Raw genomic sequence first — 21,156 nt, forward strand, 5'->3', positions numbered from 1 at the left:
AATGATCCCGGTTATTTTATCTGGAGGGTCGGGTACCCGGCTCTGGCCCTTATCCCGCGCAAAAAAACCGAAGCAATTTTTGTCTTTGGTTAACGAAAAAAGCATGCTGCAAAATACCTTACTCCGACTAAAAGGCATAGAGCACCTTGCGCCGCCAATCGTTGTTTGCAACGAAGATCATCGCTTTATGGTAGCCGAGCAGCTGCGCGAACTCGCTATTAATGATGCCTGCATAATGCTTGAGCCGGTTGGTCGTAACACCGCACCAGCAATAGCTATTGCTGCTATCCAGGCCTTGCAGACACACCAGGACCCGGTGCTGCTGGTGCTGGCTGCTGATCATGTTATTCAGGATATTCCTGCCTTTCAGCAAGCTGTTGCGGAAGCAGATATCGCAGCAGAAGCCGGTAAGTTGGTTACCTTTGGCGTTGTGCCGGTAACGGCTCACACCGGCTACGGTTATATCCGGCGCAGCAAGCAAAGTGTTGCAAGTATGGCCAATACCTTCCAGGTAACTGAATTTAAAGAAAAACCAGATAAAAGCACTGCGGAGCACTATCTGACATCGGGTGACTACTGCTGGAACAGCGGCATGTTTATGTTCAAAGCCAGTACTTTACTGGCAGAACTTGAAAGATTTGCACCTGAGGTGGTGCACGCCTGCCGGATGGCAGTTACTGCTGCCGCTCAGGATTTGGATTTTGTCCGGGTTGATAAAGATGCGTTTAGCGCCAGTCCGGCAGACTCGCTGGATTATGCTGTACTCGAGAAGTCTGACAATACGGTAATGGTGCCGCTGAATGCGGGTTGGAGTGATGTAGGCAGTTATGATGCGCTATGGGACGTTATGGCAAAAGACGCCCAGGGCAACGCCTGTCGGGGCGATGTGATGCTGGAGTCAACCCGCAATAGTTACATTAACGCCGAAGAGAAACTGGTGGCTGTTATCGGTCTGGATAATGTGATCGTAGTAGAAACCAAAGACGCGGTTCTGGTGGCTGATAAAAACGACATTCAACAAGTAAAAAGTATTGTGCAACGTTTACAAAGTTACGGCCGAACTGAAGTTGATTTACACCGGGAAGTGTTCCGGCCATGGGGTAAATATGATTCTGTCGACCAGGGGAATCGATACCAGGTTAAACATATTACGGTAAAACCTGGCGCGAAATTATCAGTCCAGAAACATCACCATCGGGCCGAGCATTGGGTAGTGGTCAGTGGTACCGCTCTGGTAAGAAATGGTGACAACGAATTTTTGGTTACTGAAAACGAGTCGACCTTTATCCCAATTGGTGTGGTTCATTCGCTGGAAAATCCCGGCAAAATCCCGTTGGAATTAATTGAAGTTCAGTCGGGTAGTTACCTCGGAGAAGATGACATCGTCCGGTTTGCTGATAAATATGGTCGGGGATAATATGAAGCCCTTATCCTGCTTTAAAGCTTATGATATTCGCGGCAAACTGGGTGATGAACTTAACGAGCAGATTGCCTACTGTATTGGCCGGGCTTATGCCAGGATCATTAAGCCGGATAGTGTGGCGGTAGGCGGTGACATCCGCCTTAGTTCTGAGTCCCTGAAGCTGGCGTTAACGCTGGGGCTGTTGACCGAAGGTGTTGAAGTGCTGGATTTAGGCATGACGGGTACTGAGGAGGTGTATTTTGCCGCCCAGTATCTGGCAATTGACGGGGCTATTGAAGTTACGGCCAGTCACAACCCAATCGACTACAATGGCATGAAATTGGTTCGTGCGCAGTCAAGGCCAATAAGTGGTGACTCAGGTCTTTTTGCTATTCGCGATGAAGCACAACGATTGCAGGCAGACTTATTTGAGCCAGCAGCATTAAAAGACCTGACAGAACAAAGCAAAAAAATGGCAGGTAATGCGACATGGCAATTTGGCAACGGCAGCTATAAAAAACACAGCATACTAAAACCCTACGTCGATCATCTGCTTACCTACATTAACGGAGCCAATATTAAACCACTAAACCTGGTGGTTAACTCAGGCAATGGGGCTGCCGGTCACGTTGTCGATGCGTTAGAGCAGGCCTTTATTCAGCATAAAATACCCGTGCATTTCATCAAAGTTAATCATCAGCCCGATGGCAACTTCCCTAACGGAATTCCCAATCCGTTACTGGTAGAAAATCGTCAGGCAACTGCTGAGGCCGTACGTCATTTTCAGGCCGACTTTGGCATTGCCTGGGATGGCGATTTTGACCGCTGTTTTTTATTTGATGAGCAAGGGGATTTCATAGAAGGTTATTATATTGTCGGCATTCTGGCGGCCGCATTTTTGAAGAAAGAACCCGGAGCGAAGATTATTCATGATCCTCGTTTGTACTGGAACACTGATGCCGTTGTTAAGCAGTATAATGGCAAGGCGATTTGCAGTAAAACAGGTCATGCATTTATTAAAGAGCGTATGCGGGCTGAAGATGCGGTGTATGGTGGCGAGATGAGTGCCCACCATTATTTTCGTGATTTTTCGTACTGTGATAGCGGTATGATTCCCTGGCTGCTGGTAGCAGAGTTATTATCTTTATCAGGGGAAAAGTTATCTCAATTGGTACGGCAAATGATTGCGGATTATCCTTCCTCTGGTGAAATAAACTTTAAAATTGCCAACCCTCAACGGGTTATTACTAAATTAGCAGAGAATTATGAATCTTTGGCCATTGAAACCGATGATATAGACGGTTTAAGTATGAGTTTTGATAATTGGCGTTTTAATTTGCGTGTTTCTAATACAGAAAATGTTGTCAGATTAAATGTCGAAACCAAAGGTGACTATAAATTAATGGAACAAAAAACAGCTGAAATAAAGCTTTTCTTAACAGAGGCTGAATAAAATTATATTTTTTATTCTATATCTAAGTATTAAAAAGGCTCTGTAGCTTTATTTAAATGCTCAAATTGCTTATCCTTTATTAAATTTTTATATAAAGGAGCAAATCGTGTCTTTATTGTTAGATAAAAAAGAACTCAAGAAAGCAGCTAAAGAGTTAACGCTGGTTAAACTGACCGATGTTATTGAAACACTGAATGGTGTACTGGCTGAGCGGCAGCAGGAAGTTGAATTAATTGCTAAGCTCGAACAATTAGCCAAAGCTCAGGGTTACACTCTGGAGCAACTTGGTTACAGACAAAGCAGCGATGTTGTGGTGGCTGAGCGCAGTGACAGCGACAGTGCAAAGCGACCGGTTAAACCAAAATTTAAAACCATTAATAAAGAAAGTCAGTTTTTCTACGTTGAGAATGGCCAGCTTCAGCTGTTGCGCACGCATACCATGAAAAAAGGGTTGCAGCAACGCGGTATTCAGGTTGTGCCGCTGGCAAAAGTAGATAAAAAGTTTACTAAAGACATCGATAAACTTATTGCAGATGCTACCGCCCAGGCGATTGAGAATTTTAATAGTAAAGTCACAATCTGGAATGAGTGGGCAGTGGCCAATGGTGGCGAGATTCTTGAAAAACGTTAATAGGCATAAAATTTAAAAAAAACCGGCAACGCTGCCGGTTTTTTTATTTCGTTATTTGTAAAGACCTTCGCTATTTTGGTTGCGCATCCAGCGACTTACCATTTTCAGCGATACTGTCATCAGCCATTAAATACAAATATAACCACATCAGGTCTTCCGGCGTTTTTAAACGCATAGGGTCTTCTCCAGGATAAGCTTTAGCGCGCATCGCGGTGCGGGTGGCGCCCGGGTTGATACAATTTACCCGAATTGAACTGCCAGCGTACTCGTCAGCCATAACCTGCATCAGCCCCTCAGTGGCAAATTTTGATACTGCATAAGGCCCCCAATATGCGCGACCGGTGCGGCCAACGCCAGATGATGTAAAGATAACCGAGGCTGTTGGTGATTTTTTCAAAACCGGAATCAGTGCCTGAGTCATCAGCATGGCGCCGGTGACATTAATCTGCATAATGTCTTGCCAGCTCGCCAGATTGATGTGCTCAAAAGGGCTAAGTACACCGAGTAAGCCAGCGTTATGCAGCAGGCCGTCCAGTTTGCCGAATTCACGCTCAATAGTCGTCGCCATATCTTTGTAATGGCTGGCGGTTGCGCCTTTTAAATCCAGTGGAATAATCGCAGGCTCAGCGCCACCAGCGGCAACAATTTCATCGTACACGGCCTCAAGCTTGTTAACAGTTCTTCCCAGCAAGATAACCGTTGCCCCATATCGGGCGTAGGTCAGTGCGGCACAGCGACCAATACCATCACCAGCGCCGGTTACTAAAATAACTTTACTCTGCAGCGCCCCTGCAGGTGCGGTGTAGTTATCCATAAAATCTAACCTGTTAGCGTTAAAAAACGGCGCAAGCATACGCTTAAAACAAATATTTTGCATCTTTCTTGCTGCCAACCGTATTTTTACGCTAGCGATCTGGCAGACTTTGAGTTAACTTTAACTGGTCGTAGCTGTTCAGTATCGGCAGCCACTCTAAACTAAAAAGAATTCGTAATAAGTAAAGCAAGGTTTTGCTTTGCAATAAAAAAAAAGCGTTAAGGACGGGGAGAGATTATGAAAAAGCTTGCTATTAGTATCGCTGTTGCGGCAGCGATCGGCCTGGCTGGTTGCGGTGATTCATTAGAAGATATTCAACAGGATGTTGCTGACCAGGGTACAGTGACACCTGCTTCGAGAGTTATATTTGACCCGACTGCGGGTCGGGTTTCAGTGCCGAACGACTTATTATTCCAAGGCACCACAGATGGTACCTTAACCCTTGATAGTGGGGATAACCCGGATTACACCGACCCGCAAACTGCGCTTGGTGCACTTGATGGCTGGTCAACCCAGAACCCGTTTGCCATTGACCTCAGCTTTGCGCCAGGCGTTAGCTTAAATGCAGATAGCGCTCAAACGCCTGGGGCAGTTCGGGTATTTAAAGCGTTAATGGGTGATCCTATGTCGCCTGAAGCAGCGTGCACAGAAGTACCGCGCGGTGCTGCTTGTCAGATTACTGAAGAGCTGGTGTTTGGTCAGGACTTTGTAACCGCTGGTCGTGGTAACAGCGTTGCGGTTATTCCGTTGAAACCTCTGGACAATGCAACGACCTACTTACTTGCACTGACTAATGTGTTGCAGGACAGCAATGGTGAATCGGTTAAACCCTCAACCACCTATGAACTGGTGAAGCAGGATATTGCGACATTACCTCTGGCAAGTGATTCTCAGCGGGCATTGCAGGGGGTGATTAACAGCTTTGAAAATGTCATGGTAAGCGATCAGGGACTGAACAAAGATAATATTATTTATACTGCGGCTATCACTACGCAGTCAGCTGGGGCAGTGCTTTCAACCTTAAAGCAATTGATGGCATCACCCACCCCAACAGGTTATGGCCCGTCACCTTTAGTTGTAAATGATACTGGCTTAACTGTTTCACAATTAAACCCAAACTTTGCCGGCAACCCCGCTTTTGCGATTACCCGTTACTACACCGGGACAATGAACCTGGCTTATTATCTGGGGTTACCAACGGAAGCTAATCCAACCGCACCATTAAATACCCGCTGGATGGCACGTTGTGACAGCGGCGCAATCATTGCTGCTTTACCACCGGAAATGAAACCGGAAACCCCGGTTTCTGAAAACGATGGCGCTTGCCAGGCGTTTAGTGGTGGCGCTTTGCGTGATTTAGGTGTTGATCAGGCGCGGCATCTTACCAAGTTTAATACCATTCCTAAAATTAATGGTTATCAGACTGTCGATGTTCAGATGACAGTGCCCGACGCCAATGTCATTGATATGCCCGCGGCCGGCTGGCCGGTGGTTATTTTACAACATGGTATTACTTCACGTCGCTCCGATATGTTGGCGATTACCGGTACTTTGGCATCTCAGGGCTTCGCCACTGTTGCCATTGACCATCCTTTACATGGTGACCGTGGGTTTGGTCAGTTAAATGCCAGCGGTGGTAATGCAACGGTGTACATGAACCTGAGCAATTTATTAGTGACCCGCGACAATTTGCGGCAAAGTATCGCTGATATGCTGGCACTTCGTCTGGCGCTGAATTTTGCTCAGGGTGTAGATCTGGACACCAGCCGGGTACAGTTTTTAGGGCACTCACTGGGCGGGATTACCGGTACCTCTATGGTGGCATTGGCAAATACCAGCACAGGTAATGCGGACTTAGATGCGTTGTATAGCGTTGAAACCGCTGCGCTGGCGATGCCCGGTGGTGCTGTAGCCAATTTCCTGCTTGATTCTGCAGCATTTGGTCCACTGATTAAAGCCAGTGTGATGCTGGGTGCCGGCGGTGAGTTAACCAGTGACTTTGTAACTTACGTTGCAGCGAATACTGACTGTGGCGCGCCAACAGCAGAGACTGCGCAAACTTATCCTGCCTGTGCTGCACCGGTGGTTAATGACTATCTGGTGACGTTAGCGGAGCCGGCTAATGCTGCGCAGCAGGCACGTGTGTCAGCAACATTAACTCAGTTTGCTTTTGCAGCACAGACAGTAACGGATGCCGGCGACCCTAATAATTATGCTGAGCGTCTTGTTAACAGTGAAACACCGGTATATATGATTGAAGTCGTTGGCAATAGTGATGGCAATCTGCCAGATCAGGTTATTCCAAACGGTTATTTTAACCCGCTGGTAGCACTGGCTGCAGGTAAGATGCCATTAGCCGGAACTGAACCGCTGGCCCGCCTGTTGGAAACAGTTAGTGTGCCGGCAGCGGCTGGCGGTGTTACTCTGAATGGTAATAATGCTATCTCCAGGTTCAGTGAGGGTGACCACGGCTCAATTTTGAGTCCGGCTGCCAGCCTGGCAGCAACGCAGGAAATGCAAACTCAAAGCGTAACCTTTTTCTTAAACAGAGGTCAGGGCTTGTTGGTTTCAAACCCTGCAGTATTAGCAAGCGGCAACTAAACCTGATGGTTTACACAAAGCCCGGCGGCTTTAGGCGCCGGGCTTTTTCTTTTGGAAAATCAGGATAGAATACGTCTAAACAATTAAACAGGAGTGTTACTTTGGCATTTTTAATGGAATATGGCATGTTTTTGGCAAAGGCCGCGACTATCGTATTTGCGATAGCAATGGTGGCTGGCATCATAGTGAACGCCAGTCATAAACCCAAAGCGAAGAAAGGCCAGCTGGAGTTTACTGATCTGAGTAAACATTACCGACAGCAGACTGAAGACTTACAACAGCGTTTACTGGACAAAAAGGCTTTTAAACAATGGCAGAAAACCCGGCAAAAAAACCAAAAACTGCAGGGCGATGACCAACCATGCCTGTTTTTGCTCGAATTTACTGGCTCTATGGACGCCAGAGAGACCGAGTCTCTGCGGGAGGAAGTCTCAGCCTTGCTTGCTATCGCAAAGCCTGAGGACGAAGTTTTGCTGCGTCTGGAAAGTGGTGGTGGCGTGGTCCATGGTTATGGATTAGCTGCATCTCAGCTGGATAGGATCCGCAAGCAGGGCATTGCGCTTACGGTAGCGGTGGATAAGGTCGCAGCAAGCGGTGGCTATATGATGGCTTGCATTGGTAATAAAATTATAGCCGCGCCCTTCGCCATCTTAGGTTCAATAGGGGTAATTGCTCAACTGCCCAACTTTCACAAATTGCTGCAGAAAAATCATGTCGACTTTGAACAATTTACCGCAGGTGAATTTAAGCGGACCGTAACCTTGTTTGGTGAAAACACCGAGAAGGGCAGGCAGAAGTTTCAACAGGAGCTGGAGGAAACTCATGTTTTATTTAAAAACTTTGTCCAGCAACACCGGCCACAGCTGGATGTAGCGCGTGTGGCAACCGGAGAGCATTGGTTTGGATATCAGGCGCTGGAGTTACAACTGGTTGACACTATTCAGACCAGTGACGACTATCTGCTGAATAAGTTGCCTAGTCACCGGCTATTTAAGGTGAGTTATCAACTGAAAAAAGGTTTAGCCGAGAAAGTCGGAATGGGCTCAGCTAACGTGGTATCACAATGGTGGCAAAGGCTGGTACAACATAACTGGCAGCGTTAGCAACAGGGTGAAGTTAGCAGCAGTGTTAAACTAACAACAGGCTGAACTCCGCCTGTTGTTAGCATTGGCGTTTGCTATGGCTCGCGCTAGCGTAAGTGATGAAAATCTACACTCTCATCTTTCACCCCTGCACTCGCATCGTCAAATACGGCCTGGTCAAATTGCTTTTCACTTTTGCCAACGATACAGGACACCATGGCATCCCCGGTAACATTCACTGCAGTCCGGGTCATATCAAGCAGCCTGTCTACACCTATTATCAACGCTATACCTTCAACCGGCAGGCCAACTTGTTGTAACACCATGGCAAGCATAATTAAGCCGACACCAGGCACGCCAGCAGTTCCGATTGATGCCAATGTCGCGGTCAGGATTACCATCAGGTAATCAGCGATTGTCAAATCGACCAGATAGACCTGAGCAATAAATACCGTAGCCACACCCTGCATAATAGCGGTGCCATCCATATTAATGGTCGCGCCCAACGGCACGGTAAAGGATGCAATACTGTTTTTAACACCAAGCTTTTTAGTTACGGTTTCCATCGTAACCGGCATGGTAGCGTTACTACTGGAGGTGCTGAATCCAAATAAGGCGGCGTCACGCATTTTGCGTAGGAATATTAGTGGGTTTAACCCTGTAAGCAGCTTAAGTATAACGCTGTAACTTATCAGACCATGGAAAATCAGCACCGCAAGCACGACGCCGAAATACTTTGCCAGACTGACAATGGTTTCAAAGCCCAGTGTAGTAAATAACTTAGCCATCAGAAAAAATACGCCGTACGGCGCCAGGTTCATCAAAATGGTCACCAGCTTCATGATGACTTCACTGAGATCACTAAATACCGCAGCCAGTCGCTCACCGGGTTTACCACTTAACGCCATGGAGATACCAAACAAAACGGCAAATACAATTATTTGCAGCATATTACCCTGCGCCATTGACTCAATCGGGTTGCTTGGGAAAATATTAATAAACACCTGCGCCAGCGATGGTGCTTCAGAAATATCAAAGCTGGCATCAGATTGCCGGTCGACTCCCTGGCCCGGGGCAACTAATATGGCGGCTGTCATGGCCAGAGTAATCGCAACAGCCGTCGTAATAAGGTATAAGCCAATGGTTTTGCCACCAAGCCGACCCAGGGTAGAGGTGTCTGACAACGAGCAGGTACCGCAAACCAGTGAGACAAACACCAGTGGCACAACCAGCATTTTCAAACTGGCAATAAAGATTTCGCCGCCAACATGAAAAATACCATCAACGAAAAAGGCTTTAAGTGGTATGGCAAGGCTAAACAGAGAGAGGACACGCTCTTCCTGGCCTGCTAAGATAGCTTTGAAAAAGAAACCAACTAAAATGCCGGCTACCATGCCGATAACGATGCGGGCAGTTAATCCTAATTTACGATTTTTGCTCATTGTTTTAGTGATATATCAGTGCGGAATTTGCTTAAGACTATCAGTTTGCAGCGCTATTTGGCAGGCTTGACAAAAATTTTTTTGAAAATTGCTGTGACGTAGTGATAATTAATGGTTTAAGATGCAATTAACAAAAACTATATATAAAAAACAGCTTGGGAGAGTTTTCATGCGAAACATCCGGCAACTACTTGTTGCATTAATGATTACATCGCTGGCCGCTTGTGGTGGCGGCGGTACCTTGGGCAGTGGCGGCGGTGATAGCGGCGGTGGAACAGGTGGCAGCGCTCCGGTGTTTACGCTGGCACTCACTATCACTAATACAGCGGGCACTGAAACCAATAACCTGTCGCAAGATACCCCTCTGGTTGTTACGGCAACTTTAACTGCGACAAATGATGGCAACGTTGCCAACCAGCTTATCAATTTTGAAGTTTCCGGCGAGGGCCTGGCAGCGTTGGGTAACGACGCAGGGGCTGCCTCTACCAACGCTGAGGGTGTAGCAACAATTCCTCTGCTTGTTGGTAATCGCTCTGGCGCAGGACAGATCAACGCCAGTTTTGGTGAAGTATCTGCCAGCGCAGTATTTAATTCTGCCGGTGATGGTGGCGATCAGGTTGACATTACCATCGGTAGCGTCAGGTTAATTGCTGATAAGTTATTGCTAGGCTCTGGTGCGACAGATAAAGTCGAACTCAGTGCTCTGGTCAGGGACGTTAACAATGTTACGTTATCGGAAGTTCCGGTGACCTTTTCTGCTGACTCAGGTGAAATAAACATTGTCGATACTGTTACTGGCCCCAATGGCATCGCTAAAGCTACTCTGACGACCTTATCTGATAGTAACAACCGAGAAATATCAATAGTTGCCCGGGTTCAGCAGCAAACCGCTGAACTCATTATTGATGTGGTTGGTACTAACCTGGAGATCGCGGCACCATCAGCCGTGGTATTGAACGACAGTGCCACCATCGATGTGTTTGTCACCGATTCCAGCGGTAATGGTATTCAGGGTGTTGTATTAGATGTCAGTTCAGCGCTCGGTAATACATTAAATGAGACTAATCCCGAAACGGTAGGGTCTGGCGGTAAGGCTTCATTCACTTACACTGGTGTAAACAGTGGTGTTGATACCCTGACGGTGTCAGCTCTTGGTATCTCCAGCAACGTTGAATTGAACGTGAGCCCTGACACTTTTGTGTTCGAGCAAGTCAATGGTGAAGAGGACGGGGTGGTAGAAATACCATTAAATACAGCACAGGGCCTTGGCGTTCAGTGGTTAATTGATGAATCTCCAAATGCTGGTGAAGCCATTAGTTTTGCAACCTCTCGTGGTTTTATTGCTACGTCAGCAGCAGGACTGGTTGATGAACATGTAACGGTGTCCCAGAATACTGATGCAGATGGTGAGGCTCAGGTGTTTGTGCAGTCTGGTTTTGCCGGTCTGGCCACTATTGCCGCTCAGGGCGGAGATGCCGGAAGTAGTGTAAATGCGCAGAAGATAGTTGAGTTTGTTGCCACTACACCAACCAAAGTTGAAGTTCAGGCATTTCCGGCTCAGGTAGGTTTAGGTGAGACCAGTGCAGTGCGGGCCATCGTTCGTGATGCGAGCAACAACCCTGTGAAAAACCAGAATGTGGTGTTTACGCTGGATAATTCGGCGGGTGGTCAACTCAGCGCAGTGCTGGCACGCACTAATTCCCAGGGTGTGGCATCAACTGTGTTTTCTGCCGATAGCACCACTGGTGGTGGTGTGGAAGGTTTAAATCTGGTTGTGAAAGGTGCCCTGGCAGCGAATGATGCAATTGTCGGCCAGACTGATATAGCTGTGGGCCGCAGGACGTTATTCTTCCGGTTCGGTACCGGTAACGTAATAACCAAACCAAACGATAGTACTTATTCAAAAGAGTTTTCAGTTATTGTTACCGACAGTTCGGGTAATCCGGTGCCAAACCAACAGCTCAATGTTGCTGTAGTACCGGTTTCTTATTCCAAAGGGATTTGGGTTAAGTCACCGCCAGCGCCGGCGACCTTCAAAAACTGGGCTGCCCAGGTATCTGCTACCTGCCTGAACGAAGACGTAAATTTGGATGGTATTTTAGAGATATCGGAAGATACAAATGGCGACGGCCAGATAACGCCAGGCAACCGGGCGACTGTGCCAGTCACTGTCACAGCTGACGAGAGTGGCATAGCCGTGTTTAACGTACAATACCCACAAGATGTAGGCGCCTGGATGGATGTGCGTTTACAAGTATCTGGAACGGCGTCGGGTACTGAAAATGTGTCTTCTCGTGAGTATGGCTTGCCTGTATCGAGTGAAGATGTGACAGTTGAAACCTCACCACCACCAAGCAATCCATTTGGTGTTGTAGGTGATTGTACCGTTGTTGATTAACGATATACAGCCCGCCTGACAGCGGGCAAAATAAAACCGCCAACTGGCGGTTTTATTATTTGTGCAGGTTTGTTAGCGCTGGAACTGATAAACAGAACCCAGGTTTAAGATTTGAGTCAGCTCATCAAGTGCTGCCCGGGATTCTTTTAATAGCAGCGGATCAGCCAAATCTGCTTCCGAAATCTGATCGCGGTAATGTTTATCTACCCAGTTGTTTAACGTGGCAAATAACTGGTCATTCATCAGTACGTGTGGGTTTACCGCCTGACGTTCCTGCTCACTTAACGCCACCCGCAACCGCAAACACGCCGGGCCGCCGCCATTGCGCATGCTTTGTTTTACATCATAATAATGCACATGTTTTATGGGTGTGCCACGGCCGGTTAGTTCTGCCAGATAGCGGCTAACAGTTGGGCTGTCCTGACATTCCGTCGGCGCGATGATAGCCATTTCGCCATTGGCCAGGGTAATAACCTGAGTATTGAATAAATACGTGTTAATCGCTACCTGTACTGACACATCTTTATCGTTCACTTCAATCAGAAATAAGTCGCTCTCATTACCAAATTTACGTTTTAGCTCATCAAGTTTACTTTGGGTATCCACAAAGGCCTGCTGATGGTAAAACAGCACATTCTGATTGCCGACAGCGATAACATCGTTATGGAATACGCCCTGATCAATCACATCGGGGTTTTGTTGCATATAAACTACATGATCGTTACTTAAGCCATGCAAACGGGCTACGGCCTCACAGGCTTCCAGTGTGTGCCTGGCCGGAAAACGTTTCGGTGCTGCCTTGGACTGATCGAACGCATAACGACCAAACACAAACAGTTCAACACCTTTTTTGCCGTAATCACTGCACAATCTGGTATGATTCGCCGCACCTTCATCACCAAAATGGTCGTTGTCTGGCAAATGTTGATGATGAGCAAAGTGGCCAGGGTCAGCAAACATTGCCTGTAATATTCTGCCGGTAGTCTGTGGTTCCAGTGACCGGTGAAATTTGTTGGTTAAGTTTGCCGGAGTAAAATGTACCTTGTTGTCACTGGTATCTGCACTTGGCGAGATTGTTGCGGCGTTTGCGGTCCACATACTGGATGCTGAACATACTGCCCGAAACACAGCCGGTGCTTGTTTGGCCGCGGTGGCAATGATGTCACTGTCTGAACCGGTAAAGCCAAGCCGGCGTAACGTGTATACATCCGGGCGCTCTTGCGGAGCAAGCACGCCTTGCACTAAACCTAAATCGTGCAATGCCTTCATTTTCTGCAAACCTTGCTTGGCTGCTTGTTTTGGGCTGGAAGTGTTGTTAGCGTTAGATAAAGAGGCAACGTTGCCGACTGACAAGCCGGCATAGTTATGGGTTGGTCCTACCAGACCATCGAAATTTGCTTCAAAGTACTTCATTTTTGCTTTATATCCTTCTGTTGGAAGGGGCACTGTTTTTATTATTATTGCGGCCGCTTATGTTTTTTTATGCTTCATTTTGGAGTTGGCTATCAAATAGCCGCTGGGTCTGTAAAATGGCCCGGATTGCATAATAATGAGTTTATTCACTTGTCACAACTGCGGTTTGCGGATATATGTTAAAAAAGGGCGGCCAAAAGGCGGCTAAAGTTAGGGAATTCAGGTTTTAAGATGGCGAAATCACTGGTAATAGTCGAATCACCGGCAAAAGCAAAGACAATAAATAAATATTTAGGAAACGATTACGTCGTTAAATCGAGCGTTGGTCATATCCGCGATCTGCCAACCAGCAGTAGCAAAGATAAAGTCCGTACTACCGATAAGAGCCTGAGCAAAGAGGAAAAAGACTATAAAGCGCTGGTTGATCGGATGGGGATCGATCCGGCGCATGGCTGGAAAGCCCGTTATGAGATCTTGCCAGGCAAAGAAAAAGTGGTAAAGGAGCTTAAAGCACTGGCTGATAAAGCTGACACCGTCTATCTGGCAACGGATTTGGACCGCGAAGGGGAAGCTATAGCATGGCACTTACAGGAAATTATTGGCGGCGAACCTGAGAAGTTTAAGCGGGTTGTTTTTAATGAAATTACCAAATCAGCCATTACCAATGCCTTTGTCGAACCCGGTCAGGTGAATGTTGATCAGGTGAATGCGCAGCAGGCCCGACGGTTTTTGGACAGGGTAGTGGGCTTTATGGTGTCCCCCCTGCTTTGGAAAAAAGTAGCACGTGGTTTATCCGCTGGCCGGGTGCAATCTGTGGCAGTACGCTTAGTGGTAGAACGGGAGCGGGAAATAAAGGCCTTTGTTCCTGAAGAATACTGGACTCTCGCTGCTGATACCCTGACCGACGCCAGGCAACCCTTGCTATTGGATGTGGTGCGGGAAAACGGTAAAGCCTTTAAGCCGGTCAATAAAAAGCAGGCTGACACTGCGATTGAACGTTTGAAAGATGCCAGTTTTGAAGTTAAAGAACGGGAAGACAAACCGAGCAGCAGCAAACCTCAGGCGCCATTTATAACCTCAACCTTACAACAAGCTGCCAGTACCCGCTTAGGTTATGGTGTTAAAAAAACCATGATGCTGGCACAACGGTTATATGAAGCTGGCCATATTACCTACATGCGTACTGACTCTACTAACCTCAGTACAGAAGCCGTCGGTGCTTGCCGGGATTATATAAATGAGAAGTTTGGTAAAAAATACCTGACCTCTGAGCCTGTCAGCTACGGCAGTAAAGCTAATGCTCAGGAAGCCCACGAAGCGGTGCGGCCATCTAATGTCAGTGTGTTAGCAAGTGATTTGGGCGATATGGAAGCCGATGCCCGTAAACTTTATGAGTTAATCTGGCGCCAGTTTGTGGCCTGTCAAATGCCACCCGCGCAATACGATGTTACTAATATTACTGTGGTTGCCGCAGATTTCGAATTAAAAGCTAAAGGTCGGGTACTTCGTTTTGATGGCTGGACCCGGGTGCAACCGGCGGTTAAACGCAAAGGTGAGGAAGACAACGAGCTGCCAGATGTGAAAAAAGGCCAGCAATTGCAGTTACAGCAATTACAAAGTGCTCAGCATTTCACTAAGCCGGCCGCACGTTTCAGTGAAGCCAGTCTGGTGAAGGAGTTAGAAAAGCGCGGAATTGGCCGACCCTCTACTTACGCTGCCATTATTTCAACTATTCAGGATCGTGGTTATGTCCGGGTTGAAAATAAGCGCTTTTATGCCGAGAAAATGGGTGAAATAGTCACCGACCGGCTGGTAGAAAACTTCGATGATTTAATGAATTATGATTTTACCGCCAACATGGAGCTGACCCTGGACGACATCGCTAAAGGGCAACGGCAATGGCGTAAAGAGCTGGACAACTTTTATACCGGCTTTTCTGACAAACTGAAAACAGCGGAGCAAGACCCTGAACAAGGCGGTATGCGCGCTAATCAGTTTGTTTTGACTGATATTGATTGCCCGAGTTGTGGCCGTAAAATGGGCATTCGTACCGCTTCTACCGGCGTATTCCTGGGATGTTCAGGCTATAACCTGCCGCCAAAGGAGCGCTGTACCACGACGATGAATCTGCTGCCGGGTGATGAGGCGGTGAAGGTAACGGATGACGATGAGCTGGAAACCGAAGCGCTGCGGCAGAAGAAACGCTGCGATAAATGCGGTACGGCAATGGACAGTTATCTGATAGATGAACAGCGAAAGCTGCACGTCTGTGGTAATAATCCGGAATGTGATGGTTATGAGCTGGAAGCGGGTAATTTCAAAATAAAAGGTTACGACGGCCCACTGATAGAGTGCGACAAGTGTGGCAGTGATATGCAGTTAAAATCTGGCCGCTTTGGCAAGTATTTTGGCTGTACCAACAGTGAGTGTAAAAACACCCGTAAACTGCTACGAAGTGGTGAAGCTGCGCCACCAAAAGAAGATCCTGTTCATTTGCCTGAGCTGAAATGCGAAAAATCTGACGCCTATTTTGTACTGCGGGATGGCGCGGCTGGATTGTTCCTTGCAGCGTCGACATTTCCTAAGTCCAGGGAGACCAGGGCGCCGTTAGTCAGTGAACTTAAGCTGTTCCGTGAACGGATTTCACCGAAATTTTATTATCTTGCTGACGCACCGGTAAAAGACAAAGAGGGTAACCCCAGCATTGTTCGTTGGAGCCGTAAAACGAAACAGCAGTATGTAATGACCGAGAAAGAGGGGAAAGCTACGGGGTGGGCGGCCTGGTATGAAAACGGCAAATGGGTGGTTTCATCCAAAGATAAACCTGCCACCAAATAAGCTCACGGTTGCTTAGCAATATGGCTGACTAAAAATGGCACTTATGGTGCCATTTTTAGTGCTCACCACTTACGTTTAGGTGCAAACAGCTCGTCGATATCTTTGTTTTCTTTTTCTTCTTTCTTCTCCCGATCCCGCAGATTGCCGGCCTTCAGTTCAGTAGCAATATCCTCGAGGGTTTGCACAACTTCTGATTTACGGCTAATAACATACTCATCCTGGTGACTGCTGCCGTTTAACGAAGTAAGGGCTTTTTCAAAATACTGACGGGCCGACCCAAGCATATTGTTACTCCGGGCCTGCTTGCCACGTTTAATCTGGCTCTCAACATTAATTCGTACCTGAAGTATCTCTAAGCGTTTGTCTTCGGCAATAACCGTAGAGGTATCGATGTTGCCTCTGGCATGTTCACTGCGAAGGGTGGTGCGTAATTTTTTGATGCCGCGTATCAGGCCGATTAATTGCTGGTCGTTGTCGGGCAGCGTCAGGTTGTCAGTTGCTGTCACGTCAGTGTTTACAGGTTCATTCAGACGGGTCTCTGTTTCTTGCAGCCGTTGCTTTAATTCTCTGGTTCCCGGGTCAAGTTCAACCATGGCACGCAAAGCAAAAGCCATCCGTTTTAACAGCATAGTCGTGATGGCGGGGGTAAATGGTACGTTAGCCGTATTTGCCAGCATATCTTCGGTATCATCAAGCAAATGGCGTAATTTGGTAAATTCCGCGCGTTTAAGACTGGCAATCCGCTCTTTGTGTTGTTGCACAACATTAACGACAACAGCAATAATCACCAAAGCCACAATGAGCGAGATGATAATGGGTAACAACATGCAGACCTCTGACCGTATACGCGTTTATAAATTATAGTAATCTGAATTGATGGCAATGAACAGTTTTCTGAAGATCAGGGTAATGCTAGCCTGAAACTTCCACCATTCAGCACTCCATCATTCTGCAGACTTACCATGCCCCGCTGGCTTTTATTGTGATGGGCCCGGGCAATTAATTTAGCAAAAAAAATGCCAAGCCCGGTATGACCATGCCGTAAGTCCAGTTTATGCATATCAGGAGCAGCGTTGTGTAGCATAAAGTCAGGAAAGCCCGGGCCGTCATCAGCAACCACGATGTGCAACATAGTATCGACGACCTCGGCGCTCAGTAGTATTCGCTGACTACTGTAGCGCATGGCATTGGCAATGGCATCGTTCAGGACATTCATCACCAGATCGCGGTCAAAAAACCAGTTTAAATCACTGTCTGAGTTGATAATCACTTCGATATTGCGCTGGGTAGCAAAGTATTGATTTTTCAACAATAACTCTTCGAAGACTTCATTCAGATAATGCTGGTCAATTTGTACTGGTAATTGCTGGCGATCCAGACGATACAGCGACAATAACTGCAGCAAATTTGAATTTAGCCGGTTTGCTTCATAGTTTAGCAGCGCCAGCTCGTCACGGGCATCATTTGACAATTTGCTGCCTTCGGCCTGTATAAGCTCTGCCGATTGAATCACCATGCACAGTGAGTTTTTCATGTCGTGAACACTGCAAGCCAGTACTGTCGCGAAGTCGATTTCTGTTGGGTTAGTCATAACTGCTCCGGGCACCTGATGATAACGTCTGTCATTCAGTTGTTAAAATTTTTTGCTACTAATAGTTATAGCTTTGCCACTTATAAAAATTAGTTGGAATATCTGACAAGACGGGTATATTGAACGGTGATCATTCTTTACCGGACCTGGGCCAGATGAAATTACAGCAATTGCGTTACATTGTTGAGGTGCTAAACCATAACTTAAATGTGTCGGCAACGGCAGAAAGCCTTTATACCTCGCAACCTGGAATCAGTAAACAGGTTAGAATGCTGGAAGATGAGCTTGGCATCCAGGTTTTTGGCCGCAGCGGCAAGCACTTAACCCATGTGACCCCGGCCGGACGCGATGTTATTGAAATAGCCCAGCAAATCCTGGCCAAAGTAGAAAGCATCAAAGCGGTTGCCAAGGAGCATACCTTACCTGACCAGGGTAAGTTAAATATTGCTACAACTCATACCCAGGCCCGCTATGCCTTACCTTCTGTTATCAGTGGTTTTATGCAGAAATATCCAAAGGTATCGCTGCATATGCATCAGGGTTCACCACAGCAAATTTCCGAGGCGGCGTCCCGTGGCGAAGCTGACTTTGCCATCGCCACCGAAGCCCTGCATTTATACGGTGATTTAGTTATGCTGCCGTGCTATCACTGGAACCGCAGCGTTATCGTCAGGCAGGATCACCCGCTGGCTCAGCTTGGCCGTAAAATTGCGGTAGAAGACGTAGCACAGCATCCCATCGTAACCTATGTATTTGGCTTTACCGGGCGCTCTGAACTTGACCGGGCTTTTGCCGCTAAGGGGTTGGAGCCGCGCATCGTATTTACCGCAACTGACGCTGATGTGCTGAAAACTTATGTCAGGTTGGGCCTGGGGGTAGGGGTGATTGCATCGATGGCGATAGACCCGCAATTGGACAAAGATTTAGTCGCCCTGGACGCCAGACATCTGTTTGAGGCCTCTACTACCAAGATTGGTTTCAGGAAAGGTGCGTTTCTGCGGACCTACATGTATGACTTTATTCAGCGGTTTGCACCTCACCTGACAAAAGACGTGGTAGAGCGGGCGAATCTGCTGCGTAACCAGGAAGAGATAGACCGGATGTTTGACACCTTTGAGTTACCCGTACGCTAAACCCTGCAGTTAAAAACGGTCAGGTGTCGCTCCTGGCCGTTTTTATCACTGTTATTGCCCTAACTGCTACAACAGCTCGCTACGAAGCTCTTTGCAGGCTTTGACCATATTCAGCAGGGCAGAACGGGTTTCGTTCCAGCCTCGGGTTTTCAAGCCACAGTCCGGGTTTACCCACAACCGCTCAGCGGGTATTTTTCCTGCAGCCTGTTTTATCAGTTGCTTTATCCAGCTTACCGTTGGCACATTCGGTGAGTGGATGTCATACACCCCGGGACCAATTTCATTCGGGTAAGCAAAGTGCTCAAATGCACTCAGCAATTCCATATTGGAACGGGATGTCTCAATGGTAATCACATCAGCATCCAGTGCCGCTATGGCCACTATAATGTCGTTAAACTCGCTGTAGCACATATGGGTGTGAATTTGCGTGGTATGGCTTACGTCACTGCAGCAATATTTAAACGCCGCTACCGCCCATTGCAGATAAGCCTGCCACTGGCTTTGCTTCAGCGGCAGGCCTTCGCGAAACGCAGGCTCATCAATCTGAATAATCTCAATGCCTGCAGCCTGTAAGTCCTGCACTTCAGCTGCCAGTGCCAGACTGAGTTGTAAGGCGATGTCCTGGCGACTGATATCATCACGTGGAAACGACCAGCCTAAAATGGTAACCGGCCCGGTCAGCATGCCTTTGACAGGTTTACTGGTAAGCGACTGAGCATAGCGACTCCATTGTACAGTCATTGGCTGCGGTCGGCTGATATCACCGATGATAATGGGTGGCTTAACACAGCGCGAGCCATAACTTTGCACCCAACCAAACTGGCTAAACACAATACCGTCCAGCAACTCGCCAAAGTATTCCACCATGTCGTTGCGCTCTGCCTCACCGTGCACGAATACATCGAGGCCAATCTGTTCCTGCTCAGCAATGGCAAGTTGAATGTGCTGCTTAATTTGTTGCTGGTATTGGCTGCTATCAATCTTGCCGGTCTTAACGGCCAGTCGCTGCTGGCGTATTTCTGCGGTTTGCGGAAATGAGCCAATAGTCGTGGTTGGCAGCAGTGGCAATTTAAAATGCTGACGCTGGGCTTGCTGGCGCACAGTGAAAGATGCAGAACGATCGGCTGAACGTGTTTTAAGAGCTGCTACCGCCTGCAATACGGTCGGGTTATGCACCCTGGCCGACTGCGCCCTGGCTTGAATTGGCACACTGTACTGATCAACAGCACTAAGTTCATTTGTTTGCAGGGCATGCTTCAACAGGGCCAGCTCCTGACACTTTTGTTTGGCAAAAGCAAACCAGCTCAGGCATTCACTATCCAGCGCCGTTTCCAGCTCAAGGTCTACCGGACAATGCAGCAGTGAGCAGGAGGGCGCCAGCCACAGCTTATCACCGCGTTGCTGATAAACCGGCTGTAACTGCTGGTACAGCGCTGCCAGATCACTGCGCCAGACATTGCGGCCATTTATAACACCTGCAGACAATACCCAATTGTCTGGTACAGCCTTATGTAGCGCTGCTATATCACTGTTATCGGCAACCAGGTCAACATGCAGGCCGTCCAGTGGCAGCCCTGCAAGCAATGGGAGCTGGTGGCTAACATCACCAAAGTAGGTTGCCAGTAATAACTTTACCTTGCCTTTGTTCAGTTGTTGGTAGCCTGCAGCCAGGGCCTGTAGCCAGTTGTCCTCCAGCTCCAGTGCCAGCAAGGGCTCATCAAGTTGCAGCCAGCTGACTCCCAGCGCGTTTAGCTTATCGAAAATGTGCTGATAAGTTTTTAATAGCTGTGGCAACAGGGTCAGTTTGTCCTGTCCGGCAACGCTTTTGCCTAAGTACAGGTAACTTAGCGGTCCCAGCAGCACCGGCTTTGCGTTAACGCCAGCTTGCTGCGCTTCACTGATCTGCTCGAACCAAAAGTTGTCGGTTAGCTCAAATGTCTGGTTTTCAGAAAATTCCGGCACGATATAGTGATAGTTAGTGTTAAACCATTTGGTCATGTCACTGGCAGCCGCAGGCTTACCTTTGGGCGCGCGGCCACGGGCGATCCGAAATAACGTATTGAGATCAACAGTATCGTTATCAGCACGATGACGCTCTGGGATCACCCCAAGCAATAACGATGTCGCCAGCACATGATCGTACCAGGCAAAATCGCCCACAGCTACCAGGTCAATTCCTGCTTCGGTTTGAATTTTCCAGTTTTGCCGGCGTAAATCGCTACCCTTTTGCAGTAATTGTTGCTGGCTGATTTCGCCTTGCCAATATGCCTCTAATGCTCTTTTTAACTCACGCTTACGGCCGATACGGGGAAATCCAAGATTGTGTGTTAGCATAATACTTTCCTTTTAGACGTCTAG

At 47.7% G+C, this 21,156-nt stretch carries 14 protein-coding genes; 8 read left to right on the top strand and 6 right to left on the bottom strand.

Annotation, left to right across the window (positions count from 1 at the left end; all coding sequences use genetic code 11):
* Nucleotide 1: 1 nt before the first annotated feature.
* From CRO03_RS13590 to CRO03_RS13600, 3 genes are all read left to right on the top strand, one after another.
* On the top strand, nt 2-1,417 hold the full coding sequence (locus tag CRO03_RS13590) for a mannose-1-phosphate guanylyltransferase/mannose-6-phosphate isomerase (RefSeq protein ID WP_097112168.1): 1,416 nt from the start codon (nt 2-4) through the stop codon (nt 1,415-1,417).
* Nucleotide 1,418: 1 nt separating this feature from the next.
* Nucleotides 1,419-2,855: a phosphohexomutase domain-containing protein gene (locus CRO03_RS13595; RefSeq protein WP_097112169.1), complete on the top strand. Its 1,437-nt coding sequence runs from the start codon at nt 1,419-1,421 to the stop codon at nt 2,853-2,855.
* Nucleotides 2,856-2,961: 106 nt separating this feature from the next.
* Nucleotides 2,962-3,486 carry an H-NS family histone-like protein gene (locus CRO03_RS13600; RefSeq protein WP_097112170.1) on the top strand — a complete coding sequence of 175 codons (525 nt, stop codon included), beginning with the start codon at nt 2,962-2,964 and terminating at the stop codon, nt 3,484-3,486.
* 70 nt (nt 3,487-3,556) lie between these two features.
* Here the strand turns inward: CRO03_RS13600 and CRO03_RS13605 are convergent, their stop codons facing one another.
* Complete coding sequence (locus tag CRO03_RS13605) at nt 3,557-4,300, bottom strand: YciK family oxidoreductase (protein WP_097112288.1); 744 nt, start codon at nt 4,298-4,300, stop codon at nt 3,557-3,559.
* A gap of 237 nt (nt 4,301-4,537) precedes the next feature.
* Between CRO03_RS13605 and CRO03_RS13610 the strand changes: the two genes are divergently transcribed.
* Both CRO03_RS13610 and sohB read left to right on the top strand, forming a co-directional pair.
* The gene (locus tag CRO03_RS13610; protein WP_097112171.1) at nt 4,538-6,901 is read left to right on the top strand and encodes a VolA/Pla-1 family phospholipase; all 2,364 of its coding nucleotides are present in this window, start codon (nt 4,538-4,540) and stop codon (nt 6,899-6,901) included.
* 101 nt (nt 6,902-7,002) lie between these two features.
* Nucleotides 7,003-8,004, top strand: coding sequence for a protease SohB (gene sohB, locus CRO03_RS13615; protein WP_097112172.1), 1,002 nt, complete (start codon nt 7,003-7,005; stop codon nt 8,002-8,004).
* Between the two features lie 86 nt (nt 8,005-8,090).
* Here sohB and CRO03_RS13620 read toward each other — a convergent pair whose 3' ends face one another.
* Entirely contained in the window at nt 8,091-9,425 is a 1,335-nt protein-coding gene (locus CRO03_RS13620) for a dicarboxylate/amino acid:cation symporter (protein ID WP_097112173.1), read from the bottom strand.
* A gap of 169 nt (nt 9,426-9,594) precedes the next feature.
* Between CRO03_RS13620 and CRO03_RS13625 the strand changes: the two genes are divergently transcribed.
* Nucleotides 9,595-11,823 carry an Ig-like domain-containing protein gene (locus CRO03_RS13625; protein WP_097112174.1) on the top strand — a complete coding sequence of 743 codons (2,229 nt, stop codon included), beginning with the start codon at nt 9,595-9,597 and terminating at the stop codon, nt 11,821-11,823.
* A 72-nt stretch (nt 11,824-11,895) separates the two neighbouring features.
* On the opposite strand, the gene astB is transcribed toward CRO03_RS13625, so the two are convergent.
* Nucleotides 11,896-13,236 (bottom strand): N-succinylarginine dihydrolase, encoded by a 1,341-nt coding sequence (gene astB, locus CRO03_RS13630; RefSeq protein ID WP_097112175.1) that lies wholly within the window; start codon nt 13,234-13,236, stop codon nt 11,896-11,898.
* Between the two features lie 231 nt (nt 13,237-13,467).
* On the opposite strand from astB, the gene topA reads away from it, so the two are divergent.
* Complete coding sequence (topA, locus tag CRO03_RS13635; RefSeq protein WP_097112176.1) at nt 13,468-16,074, top strand: type I DNA topoisomerase; 2,607 nt, start codon at nt 13,468-13,470, stop codon at nt 16,072-16,074.
* 62 nt (nt 16,075-16,136) lie between these two features.
* Here topA and CRO03_RS13640 read toward each other — a convergent pair whose 3' ends face one another.
* Entirely contained in the window at nt 16,137-16,901 is a 765-nt protein-coding gene (locus CRO03_RS13640) for a hypothetical protein (protein ID WP_097112177.1), read from the bottom strand.
* A 74-nt stretch (nt 16,902-16,975) separates the two neighbouring features.
* Nucleotides 16,976-17,665 carry a sensor histidine kinase gene (locus tag CRO03_RS13645; protein WP_097112178.1) on the bottom strand — a complete coding sequence of 230 codons (690 nt, stop codon included), beginning with the start codon at nt 17,663-17,665 and terminating at the stop codon, nt 16,976-16,978.
* A 155-nt stretch (nt 17,666-17,820) separates the two neighbouring features.
* Here CRO03_RS13645 and cysB point away from each other — a divergent pair, with 155 nt between their 5' ends.
* Nucleotides 17,821-18,798 (top strand): HTH-type transcriptional regulator CysB, encoded by a 978-nt coding sequence (gene cysB, locus CRO03_RS13650; RefSeq protein ID WP_097112179.1) that lies wholly within the window; start codon nt 17,821-17,823, stop codon nt 18,796-18,798.
* Nucleotides 18,799-18,864: 66 nt separating this feature from the next.
* On the opposite strand, the gene metE is transcribed toward cysB, so the two are convergent.
* Nucleotides 18,865-21,132, bottom strand: a complete 2,268-nt coding sequence (gene metE / locus CRO03_RS13655; protein ID WP_097112180.1) for a 5-methyltetrahydropteroyltriglutamate--homocysteine S-methyltransferase — start codon at nt 21,130-21,132, stop codon at nt 18,865-18,867.
* Nucleotides 21,133-21,156 lie beyond the last annotated feature (24 nt).

The organism is Arsukibacterium tuosuense (assembly GCF_900215315.1).
Lineage (GTDB): Bacteria > Pseudomonadota > Gammaproteobacteria > Enterobacterales > Alteromonadaceae > Alishewanella > Alishewanella tuosuense.